The sequence below is a fragment of the Paenirhodobacter populi genome (assembly GCF_004022215.1).
In the GTDB taxonomy this organism is placed as follows: Bacteria; Pseudomonadota; Alphaproteobacteria; order Rhodobacterales; family Rhodobacteraceae; genus Rhodobacter; species Rhodobacter populi.
In genome coordinates this window covers 1-17,571 of the sequence record NZ_SAUZ01000026.1, presented here as the reverse complement: position 1 = coordinate 17,571, position 17,571 = coordinate 1, and the positions used below count along the sequence as shown (strand labels likewise).

Below are 17,571 nucleotides of genomic sequence, written 5' to 3'. Positions count from 1 at the left end.
CCCTCACGGGCCGTTTTTCCACAGGCTCGCACAGATGCTGCGACTGGCAGGGCAGGGCATCCTGCGCGTCGGCTTCAATCGCGGCGATGAGGTCTTCTGGCCCGACCGTGACAGCTACATTCCCTACGCCAACAAGCCCGAACATTGGCCCGAAGTGATCGCCGAACTGATCGCCGCGCGCGGGATCACCGATCTGGTCCTCTATGGCGACACCCGCCCCATCCATGCCGAGGCCATCGCCGTCGCCAGACAGATGGGCCTGACGGTCCATGTCTTCGAGGAGGGCTATCTCCGCCCCTACTGGATCACCTATGAACGCGGCGGATCGAACGGCAATTCGCGGCTGATGTCGCTGACCGTGCCGCAGATGCGCGCCGCCCTCGCCCGCAGCCAGATCGAGTTTCCCGATGCCCCGCCGCGTTGGGGCGACATGCGCCATCACATGTTCTACGGCGCGCTCTATCATTTCCTCGTCATGGCGAACAACGGCGCCTATCCGAACTTCCGCCCGCATCGCGAACTGACCGTGCGACAGGAATTTCGCCTTTATCTGCATCAGCTTCTGACGATGCCGTGGAACCGGCTGCAACGCGCGATCGCCACGCACAGGGTGCGCAGCAGCGGCTGTCCGGTCCATCTGGTGCTGATGCAGCTCGAACATGATTCCAGCTTTCGCGCGCATTCCGACTTCGCCTCGCAGACGGAATTCATCGACCGGGTGATGGCCGGCTTTGCCCGCGGCGCGCCGCGGCACCACCATCTGGTGTTCAAGGCCCATCCGCTGGAGGATGGCCGCGCCCCCATCACCCGCGCGATCGAGCGGGCGACGCGCATCCACGGGCTTCAGGACCGGGTCCATTACATCCGCGGCGGCAAGCTTGCGGGTCTTCTGGCGCAGGCGCGTTCGGCGGTGACGGTGAATTCCACCGCCGCGCAACAGGTGCTGTGGCGCGGCCTGCCGCTGAAGGCCTTTGGCCGCGCGGTCTACAGCAAGCCGGAATTCGTCTCGCCCCAATCGATCGCGGATTTCTTCGCCGCGCCCCGCCGGCCCGATACCCGCGCCTATCGCGACTATCGCCACTACCTGCTGGAAACCAGTCAGGTGCCCGGCGGCTACTATTCCACCAAGGGCCGGCGCATCCTGCTGCGCCAGGTCGTCGACATGATGCTGTCCCCCGAGGATCCCTACGACGCCCTGAGCATCGGCAACGCGACCCCGCGTCAACAGCTTCGCGTGGCGAGGTGAATTGTTAAGGTTACACTAACGCAGAAATTGTATCGCGGCGTCGTAACGCGATTGTAATTTGCTTTTCCCTTCCCCTAGCGTGCTGCACACGGTCCTTCCGCCCCGGTCCACCCACAAAGGAGCCTATCCGTGACCTTCAATGCCAACCGCCGGATGCTCTGCCTCGGGCTCTCCGCGACCTTGCTGAGCAGCGCCTGCGGCCTCCCCCGTTCCGGTCCGAGCCGGGGCGAAATCTTCGCCGGCAGCAATTTCGAGAACAGCAACACCTTCGTCGTCGATGTCGATGGCCGCATCGCGCAGGCGACGAACATCCGGCCGGGACTGGGCTTCGGGCCGGCCTTCACCGGCGCGGGCAGGGTCGGATCGGACACGATCAGCGCGGGCGACACGTTGACCGTTTCGATCTGGGAAAACGTCGATCAGGGTGTACTCACCTCGCGCGGGGCGCCGACGCAGTTGCAAGAGGTGCAGGTGGATGGTGACGGCGACATCTTCATCCCCTATGCGGGCCGCCTGAAGGCCGCCGGCCATTCGCCCGAGGCGCTGCGCAACATCATCACCGAACGTCTGGCCGCCCAGACCCCGGACCCGCAGGTCGCGGTCGCGCGCGCGGCGGGCGATGGCGCGACGGTTTCGGTCATGGGCGACATCGCGCAGCAAGGCGTCTATGCGATCGAACGGCCGACGCGCACCCTGTCGGCGATGATCGCGCGCGCGGGCGGCGTCTCGATCAAGCCGGATGTCGCCAAGATCACCGTCACCCGTGGATCGAGCAGCGGCACCGTCTGGCTCAAGGAGCTGTATGCCAATCCGCGAATGGATATCGCGCTGCGCCCCGGCGACGTGATTCTGGTGGAAAAGGACACCCGCAGCTACACCGCGCTCGGCGCGACCGGGCATCAGTCCCGCGTCCCGTTCGAGGCGCAGTCGCTGACCGCGCTCGAGGCGCTGGCGACGGTGGGCGGGTTGCAGACGAATATCGCCGATCCGAAGGGGATCTTCATCTTCCGCGATGAAACTCCGGCTGTCGCGCGGACGGTGCTGGGCCGCGCCGACATCGCCGGGCCACAGCGCATCGCCTATGTGCTGAACCTGACCGAGCCGAACGGGATGTTCGTCGCCCGCGAATTCATGATCCGCGACGGCGACACCATCTATGTGACCGAGGCGCCCTACGTCCGTTGGATGAAGACGCTGGCGGCGCTGACCGGCCCCGTCACCTCGGCCAATTCGATCGACAGTCTGGCCTCCGGCAACTGATGCAGGCGCCCGGCGGGCGGCTGTTCTGTTACACCGCCGGTTTCCTGCGCGATCCGGGGCTGCGCCGGATCCTCGCGGCGGCGGGCTGGTCGCTGCATTTCGGCCTGCCCGGCCCGCAGGATCGCATCGTGGTCTGGGGCCGTTCGCCCTATGCCCGGCGGGGCGAGGCGGTCGCCCGCTGGCGCGGCGTGGGGATCGTGCGGATCGAGGATGCCTTCCTCCGCTCGGTCCATCCCGGCCGGGCGCGTCGCGCCGGCAGCCCGCTTGGCCTCTTCATCGATCCGGTCGGCGTGCATTACGATGCCTCGGCCCCCTCGGCTCTGGAACATCTGCTGGCGACCGCGGATCTGGACGATCCCGCGCTGCTTGCCCGCGCGGAAGAGGGGATCGCCCGGCTCCGCGCACTGGACCTGTCGAAATACAACGATTTCGACGAGCGCCTGCCCGCCCCCGAGCCGGGCTACGTTCTGGTGGTGGATCAGACACGGGGCGATGCCTCGATCCGCCACGGCGGGGCGAACGCGGACAGCTTCCGCCAGATGCTCGCCGCCGCGCGGCGCGACCATCCGGACGCGCGCATCGTCATCCGCGCCCATCCCGAGACCCGCGCGGGCCTGCGCCCCGGCCATTTCGGCCCGGATGACGCCGATGCCCGGACGGTGCTTTGCACCGATCCGATCTCGCCCTGGCGGCTGCTCGACGGCGCCAGCGCCGTCTATGCCGTCACCTCGCAAATGGGGTATGAGGCGATCCTCGCCGGTCATCGCCCCGTTCTTTTCGGCCAGCCCTTCTATGCGGGCTGGGGCCTCAGCCACGACATCGCCCCCCTGCCCCGTCGTGGCCGGCGCCTGACCCCCGCGCAGCTTTTCGCCGTCAGCCATATCCTCGCGCCCACATGGTTCGATCCCTGCCGCAACCGTCTGTGCAGCTTTGAGGAAGCGGTCGATCAGCTCGAAGCCGAAACCCGCGCCTTCCGCATGGATCGCGCCGGACACATCGCCACCGGCATCCGCCTGTGGAAACGCCGCCCCCTGCAACAGGTCTTCGGCCGCGAACACCCCCTGCGCTTCGTCGAGCCTGCGGCCCGCGCGGTGGCCGCCGCCCGGGCCTCGGGCCGGTCGCTGCTGGTCTGGGGCGATCTGGCGGTGGATGCGCCAGTCCTGCGGGTCGAGGATGGCTTCCTGCGGTCGCGCGGGCTGGGGGCCGATCTGGTGCCGCCCCTGTCGCTGATCGCCGATGCGCGCGGGATCTATTACGATCCGGCGCGACCGTCGGACCTCGAAACCCTGATCGCGCAGGAACCGCCGCCCGGAGGCCGGGCGCGGACGGAACGGCTGGTCACCGCGATCCGCGCTGCGGGGCTGTCGAAATACAACCTCGGCGGCGCGCTGCCCGACCTGCCCCGGGGGCACCGGATTCTGGTGCCCGGACAGGTGGAAGACGATGCCTCGATCCGTCTGGGCGCGGGAAGGACTTGCACAAACCTTGCATTATTGACGCTGGTTCGGGCGGAAAATCCGCATTCCATTATCATTTTCAAACCTCACCCAGATGTTGAGGCCGGTTTGCGTCCCGGCCGGCTCCCCCCGGGCGAAGCCCTGCGTTACGCCGACCACATCGCCAATCACGCCGACCCGATCGCGCTGATCGAGGCGGTGGACGAGGTCTGGACGATGACCTCCCTAATCGGGTTCGAGGCGCTTTTGCGCGGCAAGCCCGTCACCGTGACCGGCGCGCCGTTCTACGCGGGCTGGGGGCTGACCCGTGACCTCGGCCCGGTCCCGGAACGGCGACAGGCGCGGCCCGACCTGATGGCACTGGCCCATGCGGCGCTGATCGCCTGTCCGCGCTATTACGACCCGGTTTCACGCCGCCCCTGCCCACCCGAGGTGGTGGTGGAACGTCTGGCGCAGGGCACCGTGCCGCATCCCGGCATCGCCAACCGGATGCTGGCGAAACTTCAGGGGCTTTTCGCCGCCTATGCCTGGATCTGGCGCCGCCAGCGGTGAAGCACGTCACCGCCGATCACCTGCACGTCATGCAGATCGTAGCGCGGCGCCTGCGCCAACTGCGTGAGTCCAAGCGGCCCGAGCGCCGCCCGCGCGTCACCGCCCAGCACCGCACCCGCCGTGAAGCCGATCAGCTCATCGACCACGCCCGCCCGCATCAGCGCCGCCGCGAACGCACCGCCACCTTCGCAGAACACCCGCGTCAGCCCGCGCGCGGCAAGGGCCTCCATCGCCGCCGCGACCGCGATTCCGCCGTCCTGCACCGGCAGCGCGACCGTCTCGGCCCCGGTCCCGCGCCACCAGTCGCGCGCCTCCGCCGCCGCCTCGGGGCCGTGCAGCAGCCACAGCGGCGCCTCGCCCACCGAGGCCGCCAGCCGCCCGCGCGGCAAATCCAGCCGCGTCGAGGCGACGATCCGCACCGGCTGCCGCAGCGGGCGGAAATTGCGCACCGTCAGCAGCGGATCATCGGCCCGCGCCGTGCCGCCGCCCACCAGAACCGCATCGAACCGCGCCCGCAGCGCATGCACCCGCGCCCGCGCCGGGCCCGAGGTGATCCACTGGCTTTCGCCATTCGCCAACGCGATCCGGCCGTCGAAGCTGGTCGCCAGCTTCAGCGCGACCCAGGGCCGTCCACGGAGCCGACTGAGAAATCCGGCCTGCAACGCCCGCGCCTCGGCCTCCATCACCCCGACATCGACCGTCACGCCCGCCGCGCGCAGCATCGCGTGACCCTTGCCCGCCACGCGGGGATCGGGATCCTCGAAGGCGCTGACGACGCGATTGACACCGGCCTCGATCAGGCCCGCGGCGCAGGGGGGCGTGTGGCCGGTATGCGCGCAGGGCTCCAGCGAGACATAGGCCGTCGCGCCCCGCGCCGCGCCGCCCGCCTGATCCAGCGCGCGCCGTTCCGCATGCGGCCGCCCGCCCGGCTGCGTCCAGCCGCGCCCGACGATCCGGCCTTCGTTCACGATGACGCAGCCCACCGCCGGGTTCGGCCAGACATTCCCCAGCCCCCGCGACGCCAGCGAAAGCGCCAGCGCCATGAAGCGGCGGTCGGCCTCGCTCACTCGGCCTCGCCTGCTTGCGGGCGCAGTTCCGAGACGAATTTGTCGAAATCGTCCGCCGCCTGGAAGTTCTTGTAAACGCTGGCGAAACGCACGTAGGAGACGGTATCGATCCGGGCCAGCGTCTCCATCACGATCTCGCCGATGGTGCGCGAGGGAATGTCGGTTTCCCCCATCGATTCCAGCCGCCGCACGATGCCCGAGATCATCTGGTCGATGCGCTCCGGCTCGATCGGGCGTTTCTGCATGGCGATGCGGATCGAGCGTTCCAGCTTGTCGCGGTCGAAATCCTCCCGCTTGCCCGAGGATTTGACCACGACCAGATCGCGCAACTGCACCCGCTCATAGGTGGTGAAACGGCCGCCGCAGGCCGGACAGAACCGCCGGCGCCTGATGGCAACGTGATCCTCGGCCGGCCGGCTGTCCTTCACCTGCGTATCGACATTGCCGCAAAACGGACAGCGCATCCCGTCCCCCTTCTCTGGTTATTCCGCCTCATCTGGGGTCTCGCGCCCCTTTTGCCACCAGACTATAGGCCCCCCCCGACCGCTTGGGTAGAATCTTTGTGCGGCCACCAGATAGCGGCCAGCGGAGTGTGGCGCGCGGGACTCAGCGCAGCAGTGCCATCACCTCGCGCCGGTGCGGAGCCTGCCGATGTTCGAAAAGGTAAACTCCCTGCCATGTTCCAAGCACCATACGCCCGGAAATGACGGGAATCTGCAAGCTCACCGGCAGGATCGCGGCCTTGGCATGGGCCGGCATATCGTCCGGACCTTCGTATGTATGGGTCATCCAGCGCATTTCGGGCCTGTCGGAAGGCGGCACCAGACGATGCAGGAACTCGGTCAGATCACGGCGGACATCGGGATCGGCGTTCTCCTGGATCAGCAGGCTGGCCGAGGTGTGGCGGATGAACAGCGTCAGCACCGCCTCTTCGGCCGGCGCCCCGGCAATCCAGTCGCGCAGCGCGTCGGTGAATTCGTAAAGCCCCGGGCCGCGCGTCGCGATGGTGAACAGCCGGTGCATCCGCCGGATCAGCCCTGCGCCGCGGCGGCCACGGATTGCGGATCGGCGGCGGCACGGTCATGGACATAGGTGGTCAGGCATTCGGGATTGATCGTCATGATCTGCTTTTCCTTTTCCACCGCCGCGTCGACCTGCTGCGCCGTCAGCCCGCGCGTGTACACGGCCGAAGGCTGCGGCGAACCATCCCCCACCCCGGCGGCAATCGCATAGCTGCCATCCTCGGCCTTCGAGACCACGGCGAAGCAGGTGCCCGCGGTGGTGGTGTCCGGCCCCCGGGGCGCGGAGGACGGAAACCCTTCGAGCGTGCAGGCGGACAGCAGAAGTGCTGCAGGAAGCAGCAGCGCGGCAAGACGGTTCATCACCAACTCCGGACAGGTTTTTCCAAGGCATAGCAGGGACTTCCCCCGACGCAAAGGGTTTCCGCACCGGAGCCGGGGCGATACGCACCACCATCCGCCGACGAAAAGCCACCGTCATTAAGAGCCTGTTAGCCAATCCGGCGGTTAATGAAGGCATCCGCGAATCCTCTGCCAGGGTGATGCCATGACCGACAAACTCGAAGACCTTTTCATTCAGCGCTCCCCCACCGCCGACCGGCCCCTGCTCGGCCTGACGGTGCTTGTGGTGGAGGACAGCCGTTTCGCGTCCGAGGCGCTGCGCCTGATGACGCAGCGATCCGGCGCAAGGATGCGACGGGCCGATTGCCTGCGCGCGGCGCAGCGCCATCTGCAAACCTACCGGCCCGGCGCGGTGATCGTGGACATGGGGCTGCCCGACGGCGACGGCGCCGATCTGATCCGGGCGATCCGCGGTGCGAACGGGCAGGCGCCGGTTGTTCTCGGCCTGTCGGGGGATCCGTCGCGCAGGGAGGAGGCGATGGAGGCCGGGGCCGACGGCTTCCTGGCCAAACCGCTCGAAAGCCTCGTGCGGTTCCAGCAGGCGCTTCTGGCCGCGATGCCCACCGCCATCCGTCCGCCGCCGCGCCTGTTGCCGGAAGAGGCGCTGAACCCCGACCCGATCGCCCTGCGCGATGACCTGAACGAGGCCGCGCGGCTGCTGGCCCTGCGTCCCGACGCGGCGTCGACAGGCTATCTGTCGCAGTTCCTGTCCGGGGTGGCGCGGCTGTCGCGGGATGAACCGCTCGAACACGCCGCGCAGGCTTTGCGCGAAGGACTGCCAAACCCGGCGGCGCTCACACATGCGGCGCATCTGGTGCAGTCCCGCCTTGCCGCGGGATCGTCCTTCTAGGTCAGGCGCCGGCGACCGGGATGGGATCCGAACTGACCCGCACCAGCCGGGTGAGATCGGACAGCCGTTCGTTCTGCTGCCCGTCCGCCCCGAAATTCGCGGGCGAGAGCCATGCCTCGTAGGCCGCCTGCAAACCGGGCCAATCCTTGTCGGTCGCGGCGAACCACGCGGTGTCCCGGTTCCGGCCCTTGACGATCGTCGCCTGACGGAAGGTGCCCTCGTAGCTCAGCCCAAGCCGCTGCGCCGCGCGCCGCGACGGCAGGTTGAAGGCGTCGCATTTCCATTCGAACCGACGGTATCCCGCGCCGAAGGCCCAGCCGATCATCAGGACCATCGCCTCGGTCGCGGCCCGGCTGCGCTGCAACAGTGGCGACAGGCAGATATGGCCAAGCTCGATCACCCCGACCTCGGGCGTGATCCGCAGATAGGACATCACCCCGCCGGGCTGGCCGGTTTCCCGGTCGATCACCGTATAGAAGAACGGATCCGACAGCGCGGCCATATCCTTGACCCACCGCATGTAACCCACTTCGGAGGCGAAGGGCCCGTAGGGCAGGTAATCCCAGATCGCATCCTCCCCGGCATTGGCCCTGAAGAGCATATGGGCATGGCTCTCCGTCAGCCGTTCAAGCCGCACATAGCGTCCCTGCAGCGCCGCCCCATCGGGACGCGGCGGGGCGACCCAATCGGGAACGGGATCTCCGAAGCGTTTCTCGATCATCGGCGGTTTTCCTTGCACCAGTCATCCCACGCTAGCTTGCCACGCAATCGCGCGCAATCGCCCCGAAACCGCCGCCGGAATGTTCCGCAATCCGCCACGATCGGCGCCGATGTTCACACCGTCGCCACAATCAGGAAGGCAGCCATGACGCGCCGCTTCTTCATCCGCCTGTCCCGCAATCCCATAGCGATTCGCGGCACGCGGGGATCGCTCTATATCATCGGGACACTGTTCTTCTGTCTGTGGAGCAGCGCCGTGCTGTGGTCGCTGGCGCTGGACTGAACCACGCCCCCGGACATGCAAAAGGCGCGCCAAAACCGCGCGCCTTCCTTCTTCGGCTTTCCATAAATATCCCGGGGGGTGAGCCGGGAAAAAGCGGCCTTCCGGTGGAAGGCCGCACCGGCGAACGCGCGGCCCGTGGCCGCGCCGGGGCCGTAAGCGCAAAGAGGGGGGCTGCCCCCCCTGCGTGCGAGACAGGCGATCAGGCGTCCTTCGGCAGAACCCGCAGATGCAACTCGCGCAGCTGCTCGTTCGTCGGCTCGGACGGCGCGTTCATCATCAGGTCTTCGGCGCGCTGGTTCATCGGGAACATGATGACCTCGCGGATGTTCATCTCATCCGCCAGCAGCATCACCGCCCGGTCGATCCCCATCGCACAGCCGCCGTGGGGCGGCGCGCCGTATTTGAACGCCTTGACCATGCCGCCGAAACGCTTGTCGACCTCGGAATGCGGATAGCCCGCGATCTCGAAAGCGCGATACATGATCGCCGGTTCATGGTTGCGGATCGCGCCCGAGATCAGCTCGTAGCCATTGCAGGCCAGATCGTATTGATAACCGAGGATATGCAGCGGATCGCCGTCCAGCGCCGCAAGCCCGCCTTGCGGCATCGAGAACGGGTTGTGTGAGAAGTCGATCTTGCCCTCGTCGGTCTTCTCATACATCGGGAAATCGACGATCCAGCAGAAGCGGAACGAGTCTTCCTCGGTCAGCTTCAGCTCGCGGCCGATTTCGTTGCGGGCCTTGCCGGCGACGGCCTCGAACTGCTCGGGCTTGCCGCCGAGGAAGAAGACCGCATCGCCTTCGTTCAGGTCAAGCTGCGCCCGGATCGCCTCGGTCCGCTCGGGGCCGAGCGCCTTGGCGATCGGTCCGGCGGCTTCCATCCCGGCCTCGCCCGCGCGCCAGAAGATATAGCCCATCCCCGGCAGGCCCTGTGCCTGCGCGAAGGCGTTCATCCGGTCGCAGAACTTGCGCGAGCCGCCCGTGGGCGCGGGAATGGCGCGGACCTCGGTGCCCTCGTTTTCCAGAAGCTTCGCAAAGATGCCGAAGCCCGAGCCGCGGAAATGTTCAGACACATCGGCCATGCGGATCGGGTTGCGCAGGTCGGGCTTGTCCGAGCCATACCACTTCAGCGCGTCGCGATAGGCGATCTTCGGCCAGTCGTGATCGACCTTGCGGCCCTTGCCGAATTCCTCGAACAGGCCCTGAATCACCGGCTGAACGGCGGCGAAGACGTCTTCCTGCTCGACGAAGGACATCTCGACGTCGAGCTGGTAGAAGTCGGTCGGGCTGCGGTCGGCGCGCGGATCCTCGTCGCGGAAGCAGGGCGCGATCTGGAAATAGCGGTCGAAGCCCGCCACCATGATCAGCTGTTTGAACTGCTGCGGCGCCTGCGGCAGGGCGTAGAACTTGCCCGGATGCAGCCGCGACGGCACCAGAAAGTCGCGCGCGCCCTCGGGGCTCGACGCGGTGATGATCGGCGTCTGGTATTCGTTGAAACCCGCGTCCCACATCCGGTTGCGCAGGCTGCGCACCACGTTCGAGCGCAGCATCATGTTGTTGTGCAGCCCCTCGCGGCGCAGATCGAGGAAGCGGTAGGTCAGGCGGGTTTCCTCGGGGTAGTCCTGTTCGCCGAAGACCGGCAGGGGCAGTTCGCCCTCGACCGCGCCCAGAACCTCGACCTCGCGGACATAGACCTCGATCTCGCCGGTGGAGAGTTTGGGGTTGATCAGGCTTTCGTCGCGCAGCTTCACCGTGCCGTCGATGCGGATCACCCATTCGGCGCGCACCTTTTCCAGCGCGGCGAAGGCCGGGCTGTCGGCGTCGCAGATGATCTGCGTGATGCCGTAATGGTCGCGCAGGTCGATGAACAGCACGCCGCCATGATCTCGCACCCGATGCACCCATCCCGAAAGGCGGACGGTCTCACCGGCATTCCGGGCGGAAAGCGCGGCGCAGGTATGGCTGCGGTAGGCGTTCATGGCTGTATCCCTGGGTTCCTGGGGTCGATCCCGTTCGCGCCGATACACCCGCATGGGGGATGAAAGTCAAGGCCGGAACGCCCGTCCCGCGCCGCACCGGCGATGTCGCGGAAGGCGGGGGAATCACCTGCGTGGTTTGCTGCAACGCGAAAATGCCCATGAAATCGGCGGAAAATTGCCCATCATCGCCTTTCCGGGCGGGCTGCGCGGCTCTCTTGCGGGCATCCGTTCACGAAGGGCTGGTCAAGCTACACAGCTTTGTTAACGTGCGACAATTCCGTTGCCGCTTCGTAGCCGCCACTCCGCCCCGGTGCATCGCCAGATGCCGCAGAGCGTGCCCGCATCGCTGCGGCGACGCAAAAGGGGATAGATGCGATGAACGTCTGGGATCAGCTTGTGGACCGGCTCGCACGCAAGATCGTGCGACATGGCAACTTCGAAATCACTTATGCCGACGGGACGTTGCGCCGCTATGGCGACGGCACCGGAAAGCCCGTCGGGATGATCATCCATGACAGGGAGATCACCAGGAAGATCATCCGCAACCCCGATCTGGGCGTCGGCGAGGGCTATATGGACGAGGCCTATACCCTGCGCGACGATGATCTGCCGGGGTTTCTGGCGCTGATCCTTGACAACAGCGCGCATAACCGGATGCCCTGGTTCGAGCGTCCGATGGCCGTGCTGAAATACCTGGGCCGCGGCCTTGCGCAGTTCAATCCGAAGGGGCGCGCGCAGGCCAATGTCGCGCATCACTACGACCTGTCGGGGAAGCTCTACGATCTGTTCCTCGATGCCGACCGGCAATACAGCTGCGCCTACTTCCCGCATCCGGACATGACGCTGGAACAGGCGCAGGAGGCGAAGAAACAGCACATCGCCCGCAAGCTGCTGATCAAGCCGGGGATGCGGGTGCTGGACATCGGCTGCGGCTGGGGCGGCATGGCGCTGACGCTGGCGCGCGATTACGGCGCGCAGGTCGTGGGGGTGACGCTGTCGAAGGAACAGCACAGCCTCGCGCGCGAGCGCGTGCGGGCGGCGGGGCTGGAGGACCGGATCGACATCCGCCTGTGCGATTACCGCTCGGTCACCGAGACCTTCGACCGGATCGTGTCCGTCGGCATGTTCGAGCATGTCGGCGCGCCGCATTTCCGCCAGTATTTCCGCCATGTGCGGCAGATGCTGGCGCCCAAGGGCATCGCGCTGATCCATTTCATCGGCAGGGCCGATCCGCCGGGCGTCACCTCGGACTGGATCCGCAAATACATCTTCCCGGGCGGCTACTGCCCCTCGATGTCGGAAACCTCGGCGGCGGTGGAGCATGAAAAGCTGGTCGTCGCGGATCTGGAGGTCTGGCGCATCCATTACGCGGAAACCCTGCGCCACTGGCGCCTGCGGTTCGAGAAACATCTGGACGAGGCGCTGACCCTGTATGACGCGCGGTTCACCCGGATGTGGCGCTTTTATCTGGTCGCCTCGGAAATGGCGTTCCGCCATGCCGGGCAGGTGGTGTTCCAGTATCAGCTCTGCCACGAGGTCGAGGATGTCCCCCTGACCCGCGACTATCTTTACCTGTCGCAGGATCAGAGCAAGCCGCGGCTTGCCGCGGAATAGGTGCTGCGGCTTTCGAGCCGCGGCCCAGCTTTCGCCCTTGCGCTAGGGCGCTTCCTGATTATAACCCCCATCAATTTGCGCAGGGCCTGCCGGCCCTGTGCCGCACGCTGCCATATCGCCTGCCAGAATCAAGGGATCCGTCATGCCGAAGAGAACCGACATCAAGTCCATCCTCATCATCGGCGCCGGGCCCATCGTGATCGGGCAGGCCTGCGAGTTCGACTATTCCGGCGCACAGGCCTGCAAGGCCCTGCGCGAGGAAGGCTACCGGGTCATCCTGGTCAACTCGAACCCCGCCACGATCATGACCGATCCCCACATGGCGGATGCCACCTATATCGAGCCGATCACCCCCGAGGTCGTCGCCAAGATCATCGAAAAGGAACGGCCCGACGCGCTGTTGCCGACGATGGGCGGGCAGACGGGGCTGAACACCTCGCTGGCGTTGGCCGACATGGGGGTGCTGGACAAGTTCGGGGTGGAGCTGATCGGCGCCAACCGCGACGCCATCGAAATGGCCGAAGACCGCAAGCTGTTCCGCGAAGCGATGGACCGCATCGGGCTGGAAAACCCGAAGGCCACGATCATCGCCGCGCCCAAGCTGGAAAACGGCAAATACGACATCAACGCCGGCGTGCAGCAGGCGCTGGTGGATCTGGAACATATCGGGCTGCCGGCGATCATCCGCCCGGCCTTCACGCTTGGCGGCACCGGCGGCGGCGTCGCCTACAACCGTGACGACTACGAGGCGATCGTGCGCTCGGGGCTCGATGCCTCGCCCGTGGCGCAGGTGCTGATCGACGAATCCCTTCTGGGCTGGAAGGAATTCGAGATGGAGGTGGTGCGCGACCGCGCCGACAACGCCATCATCGTCTGCTCGATCGAGAACATCGACCCGATGGGCGTGCATACGGGCGATTCGATCACCGTCGCCCCGGCGCTGACGCTGACCGACAAGGAATACCAGATCATGCGCAACGGCTCGATCGCCGTCTTGCGCGAGATCGGGGTGGAGACCGGCGGCTCGAACGTGCAATGGGCGATCAACCCGGCGGATGGCCGGATGGTGGTGATCGAGATGAACCCGCGGGTGTCGCGGTCCTCGGCGCTGGCGTCCAAGGCCACGGGCTTCCCCATCGCCAAGATCGCGGCGAAGCTGGCGGTCGGTTATACGCTGGACGAACTGGACAACGACATCACCAAGGTCACGCCGGCCTCCTTTGAGCCGACGATCGACTATGTGGTGACCAAGATCCCGCGCTTCGCCTTCGAGAAATTCCCCGGATCGAAGCCCGAACTGACCACCGCGATGAAATCGGTGGGCGAGGCGATGGCGATTGGCCGCACCTTCCATGAATCGGTGCAGAAGGCGCTGGCCTCGCTGGAAACCGGGCTGTCGGGCTTTGACGAGATCGAGATTCCGGGCGCGCCCGACAAGGCCTCGATCATCAAGGCGCTGTCCGACAAGACCCCCGACCGGATCCGCGTCATCGCGCAGGCGATGCGCTTTGGCCTGACGGACGAGGACATCCAGCACGCCACCGCCTTCGACCCGTGGTTCCTTGCCCGCATCCGCGAGATCATCGACGCCGAGGCAGAGATCCGCAAGACCGGCCTGCCCTTCACCGAGGAAGGCCTGCGCAAGCTGAAGATGATGGGCTTCACCGACCAGCGTCTGGCGAAGCTGACCGGCCGGGACGAGGCGCAGGTCCGCCGCGCGCGCCGCAATCTGGGCGTCAAGGCGGTGTTCAAGCGCATCGACACCTGCGCCGCCGAATTCGAGGCGCAGACCCCCTACATGTATTCGACCTACGAAGCCCCGGCGATGGGCGACGTGGAATGCGAGGCGCGGCCGAGCGACCGCAAGAAGGTCGTCATCCTCGGCGGCGGTCCGAACCGGATCGGTCAGGGGATCGAGTTCGACTATTGCTGCTGCCACGCCTGTTTCGCGCTGGCCGATGCGGGCTATGAAACGATCATGGTCAACTGCAACCCGGAAACGGTCTCGACCGACTACGACACCTCGGACCGGCTGTATTTCGAGCCGCTGACGCTGGAATCGGTGCTGGAAATCCTGCGGGTCGAGCAGGACAACGGCACGCTGCACGGCGTGATCGTGCAGTTCGGCGGGCAGACGCCGCTGAAACTGGCCAATGCGCTGGAGGCCGAGGGAATCCCGATCCTTGGCACCACGCCCGACGCCATCGACCTCGCCGAGGACCGCGAGCGGTTCCAGAAGCTGCTGAACGACCTCGGGCTGAAGCAGCCGGTCAACGGCATCGCGCACAGCGAGGCGGAAGCCTTTGAAATCGCGGGCCGGATCGGCTATCCGCTGGTGATCCGCCCGTCCTACGTGCTGGGCGGCCGGGCGATGGAAATCGTGCGCGATCTGGATCAGCTCAAGCGCTACATCGCCACCGCGGTCAACGTTTCGGGTGACAGCCCGGTGTTGCTCGACAGCTACCTGTCCGGCGCGATCGAGGTGGATGTCGATGCCCTTTCGGATGGCGAGAATGTCCACGTCGCGGGCATCATGCAGCATATCGAGGAAGCGGGCGTCCATTCGGGCGACTCGGCCTGTTCGCTGCCGCCCTATTCGCTCAGCCCCGAAATCGTGGCCGAGCTGAAGGAACAGACGGTCAAGATGGCGCTTGGCCTGCATGTCGTCGGCCTGATGAACGTGCAGTTCGCGATCAAGGACGGCGTGATCTACGTACTCGAGGTCAATCCGCGCGCGTCCCGCACCGTGCCTTTCGTCGCCAAGGCCACCGATTCGGCCATCGCCTCCATCGCCGCGCGGCTGATGGCGGGGGAGCCGCTGTCGAACTTCCCGCACCGTCCGGACTATCCCGAAGGCGTCGGCCCCGAAGATCCGCTGCCGCTGGCCGATGCGCTGACGCTCGCCGATCCGAACACGCCCTGGTATTCGGTGAAGGAAGCCGTGCTGCCCTTCGCCCGCTTCCCGGGTGTCGATACGCTGCTGGGGCCGGAAATGCGCTCGACCGGCGAGGTGATGGGCTGGGACCGCAACTTCCCGCGCGCCTTCCTCAAGGCGCAGCTTGGTGCGGGCACGAAGCTGCCCGAGGAAGGCCGGGTGTTCCTGTCGATCAAGGATTCCGACAAGTCGGACGATCTGGCCGCGGCGGCCAAAGAGCTGATCGACATGGGCTTTTCGCTGGTCGCCACGCGCGGCACGGCGGCCTGGCTGAAATCCCACGGGATCGCGGCGGAGGCCGTCAACAAGGTCTACGAGGGCCGCCCGAACATCGTCGACCGGCTGAAGAACGGCGATATCGCGCTGGTAATGAACACCACCGACGGGGCGCAGTCGATCTCGGACAGCCGCGACATCCGCTCGGTCGCGCTCTATGACCACATCCCCTATTTCACCACGGCGGCAGCCTCGATCGCGGCGGTGGCGGCGATGAAGTCGCGCTCCGAAGGGGAAATCAGCGTCCGTCCGCTGCAGGCCTGAAGTGGGGCGGGCTCACAGCCCGCCTTTCGTCATCTTCACGAAATGCACCGCATAGCGGTCGGTCATGCCGGAAACGAAATCCGTCATCGCCTGCAAGGCGGTATAGGCGTCGCGCACGCCCAGCAGGTCGAAGCTCACCGTCCGCAGCAGCCGGGCGGAATAGCGTTCCTTTTCCTCGAAAAGCTGCGGGTCATAGCCGCAGCGCGCCAGCGCGGTCAGGCAATCGCTCAGCTGGTTCAGGATTTCGTGGATCAGGTTGCGCCCGTAGATTTCCAGCTCGGTCTTGCGCTGCACGGTGAAGACCTCGCGCCGCGCCACCTCCTTCATTTCCGCGAAGGCGCCGGCATAGGCGCTCTGGCCGATCAGATCGCCGGAAAAGCGCCCCTCCATGATCGCGTCGTAATGGGTCAAGAAGGCCTCGACGCAGGCCTGCACCGCCCTGCCGATCGCCTTCGCCCGCAGCGCCGAGACGAGCCGCGCCGGGCGCCCCTCCAGCCGGGCGACATCATTGCCCTCGCCCGCCACCTGTACCAGCAGATGCCGCACCCGGTCGAAGGGCAGGTCACCCGCCGTATGCGCATCCTCCAGATCCATGATGTTGTAACAGATGTCATCCGCCGCCTCGACAAGGAACACCAGCGGATGGCGGCAGTAATAATCCCCCCAGCCAGCGCTTTGTCGCTGCAGGCCGACCGTTTCGGCGATCTGTTGAAAATACGGCCATGAACTCTCGAACAACCCGTATTTCTTCAGCCCGCAATAGACCTGATCCGGGCCGAGCGCGTCGATCGCCGCGCGGCTCACCTCCGCCCGCGCCGGATATTTGGTGAAGGCCGCAAGGACGGAGCCCGACAGCCCCATCCCCTCGCCGTTCTCATACAGATCGGGGTGGTAGATCTCGTTCCGGGTCAGGATGCGGAAGCCTTGCGCATTACCCTCGAAGGCCAGAAATTCCGCCTGCTGCGCCGGGGTCAGACCATCCCACAGGATCGCCGCACGCGCCGATTTCACAGCGAACCATTCGCCGATCGCCTCTTCGCCCGAATGGCCGAAGGGCGGATTGCCGATATCATGCGCCAGCGCCGCCGCGCGCGTGATCCCCGCCATCCTCGCCACCTGATCCGACGGGATCTCGCCCGCCTTCGCCAGCTTCAGCCCCACGTCATAGCCCAGTGTCTGCGCGACCGAGCCAACCTCGACACTATGGATCAGCCGATGGTGCAGGTTGTCGTTCTGATACAGCGGATGCACCTGCGTCTTGTTCGCCAGCCGCCGGAACGAGGCCGAGAACAGGATCCGGTCGTAGTTCCGGTCATAGAAGGGCCGCGCGGCGCCGCCTTCGTCGACGGCTTTCCCCTTCTCGCGCCGCGCCGTCAGAAGATCGTTCCAGTTCATCCGCGCCATGATGCTCATCCCCGCTTGTCCGGCACAGGTAATCCGTTGCGGGGGAACATCTCAATCCCTGTCTCGTGCGGATGACGATATTCAGCATAAATACCGCATTATTTGCATGAAACCGCTTTAATCATGAAATCAGCGGCCAACATCGTCACATGAAACAACATCTTTCCCATCATCTTTCCAAAAATATCCCGGGGGTGAATTGGCCGCAGGCCAAGAGGGGGCTGGCCCCCAGCGCCCCCCCCCC

14 protein-coding genes are annotated in these 17,571 nt (G+C 66.2%); 7 read left to right on the top strand and 7 right to left on the bottom strand.

Annotation, left to right across the window (positions count from 1 at the left end; genetic code table 11):
* Positions 1 to 34 precede the first annotated feature (34 nt).
* The 3 genes from D2T30_RS18520 (at position 35) to D2T30_RS18510 (ending at position 4,515) form a co-directional block, all read left to right on the top strand.
* On the top strand, positions 35 to 1,246 hold the full coding sequence (locus D2T30_RS18520; RefSeq protein ID WP_241648341.1) for a capsule biosynthesis protein: 1,212 nt from the start codon (positions 35 to 37) through the stop codon (positions 1,244 to 1,246).
* 129 nt (positions 1,247 to 1,375) lie between these two features.
* Positions 1,376 to 2,506, top strand: coding sequence for a polysaccharide biosynthesis/export family protein (locus D2T30_RS18515; RefSeq protein ID WP_455565855.1), 1,131 nt, complete (start codon positions 1,376 to 1,378; stop codon positions 2,504 to 2,506).
* Positions 2,506 to 4,515, top strand: coding sequence for a capsular polysaccharide biosynthesis protein (locus D2T30_RS18510; RefSeq protein ID WP_128210104.1), 2,010 nt, complete (start codon positions 2,506 to 2,508; stop codon positions 4,513 to 4,515). The genes D2T30_RS18515 and D2T30_RS18510 overlap by 1 nt, the downstream gene beginning before the upstream one ends.
* Here the strand turns inward: D2T30_RS18510 and ribD are convergent.
* The 4 genes from ribD to D2T30_RS18490 form a co-directional block, all read right to left on the bottom strand.
* Positions 4,485 to 5,582, bottom strand: a complete 1,098-nt coding sequence (gene ribD / locus D2T30_RS18505; RefSeq protein WP_128210103.1) for a bifunctional diaminohydroxyphosphoribosylaminopyrimidine deaminase/5-amino-6-(5-phosphoribosylamino)uracil reductase RibD — start codon at positions 5,580 to 5,582, stop codon at positions 4,485 to 4,487. The genes D2T30_RS18510 and ribD overlap by 31 nt on opposite strands.
* Positions 5,579 to 6,046 (bottom strand): transcriptional regulator NrdR, encoded by a 468-nt coding sequence (nrdR, locus tag D2T30_RS18500; RefSeq protein ID WP_128185334.1) that lies wholly within the window; start codon positions 6,044 to 6,046, stop codon positions 5,579 to 5,581. Before nrdR ends, ribD begins: the two co-directional genes overlap by 4 nt.
* A gap of 142 nt (positions 6,047 to 6,188) precedes the next feature.
* Complete coding sequence (locus D2T30_RS18495) at positions 6,189 to 6,605, bottom strand: secondary thiamine-phosphate synthase enzyme YjbQ (RefSeq protein WP_128210102.1); 417 nt, start codon at positions 6,603 to 6,605, stop codon at positions 6,189 to 6,191.
* Positions 6,606 to 6,613: 8 nt separating this feature from the next.
* Positions 6,614 to 6,964 carry a hypothetical protein gene (locus D2T30_RS18490; protein WP_128210101.1) on the bottom strand — a complete coding sequence of 117 codons (351 nt, stop codon included), beginning with the start codon at positions 6,962 to 6,964 and terminating at the stop codon, positions 6,614 to 6,616.
* Between the two features lie 184 nt (positions 6,965 to 7,148).
* Between D2T30_RS18490 and D2T30_RS18485 the strand changes: the two genes are divergently transcribed.
* Positions 7,149 to 7,853, top strand: a complete 705-nt coding sequence (locus D2T30_RS18485; RefSeq protein WP_128210100.1) for a response regulator — start codon at positions 7,149 to 7,151, stop codon at positions 7,851 to 7,853.
* Between the two features lies 1 nt (position 7,854).
* Here the strand turns inward: D2T30_RS18485 and D2T30_RS18480 are convergent, their stop codons facing one another.
* A complete protein-coding gene (locus tag D2T30_RS18480) occupies positions 7,855 to 8,574 on the bottom strand; it encodes a GNAT family N-acetyltransferase (protein ID WP_128210099.1) in 720 nt (239 codons plus the stop codon).
* 144 nt (positions 8,575 to 8,718) lie between these two features.
* Between D2T30_RS18480 and D2T30_RS23180 the strand changes: the two genes are divergently transcribed.
* On the top strand, positions 8,719 to 8,856 hold the full coding sequence (locus tag D2T30_RS23180) for a hypothetical protein (protein WP_164881763.1): 138 nt from the start codon (positions 8,719 to 8,721) through the stop codon (positions 8,854 to 8,856).
* A 199-nt stretch (positions 8,857 to 9,055) separates the two neighbouring features.
* On the opposite strand, the gene aspS is transcribed toward D2T30_RS23180, so the two are convergent.
* Positions 9,056 to 10,834: an aspartate--tRNA ligase gene (gene aspS, locus D2T30_RS18475; RefSeq protein ID WP_128185324.1), complete on the bottom strand. Its 1,779-nt coding sequence runs from the start codon at positions 10,832 to 10,834 to the stop codon at positions 9,056 to 9,058.
* A 375-nt stretch (positions 10,835 to 11,209) separates the two neighbouring features.
* Here aspS and D2T30_RS18470 point away from each other — a divergent pair, with 375 nt between their 5' ends.
* Positions 11,210 to 12,448 (top strand): SAM-dependent methyltransferase, encoded by a 1,239-nt coding sequence (locus D2T30_RS18470; RefSeq protein WP_128210098.1) that lies wholly within the window; start codon positions 11,210 to 11,212, stop codon positions 12,446 to 12,448.
* 142 nt (positions 12,449 to 12,590) lie between these two features.
* The gene (gene carB / locus D2T30_RS18465) at positions 12,591 to 15,923 is read left to right on the top strand and encodes a carbamoyl-phosphate synthase large subunit (RefSeq protein WP_128185320.1); all 3,333 of its coding nucleotides are present in this window, start codon (positions 12,591 to 12,593) and stop codon (positions 15,921 to 15,923) included.
* Positions 15,924 to 15,935: 12 nt separating this feature from the next.
* On the opposite strand, the gene dgt is transcribed toward carB, so the two are convergent.
* Positions 15,936 to 17,336 carry a dGTP triphosphohydrolase gene (dgt, locus tag D2T30_RS18460; protein WP_128210097.1) on the bottom strand — a complete coding sequence of 467 codons (1,401 nt, stop codon included), beginning with the start codon at positions 17,334 to 17,336 and terminating at the stop codon, positions 15,936 to 15,938.
* Positions 17,337 to 17,571 lie beyond the last annotated feature (235 nt).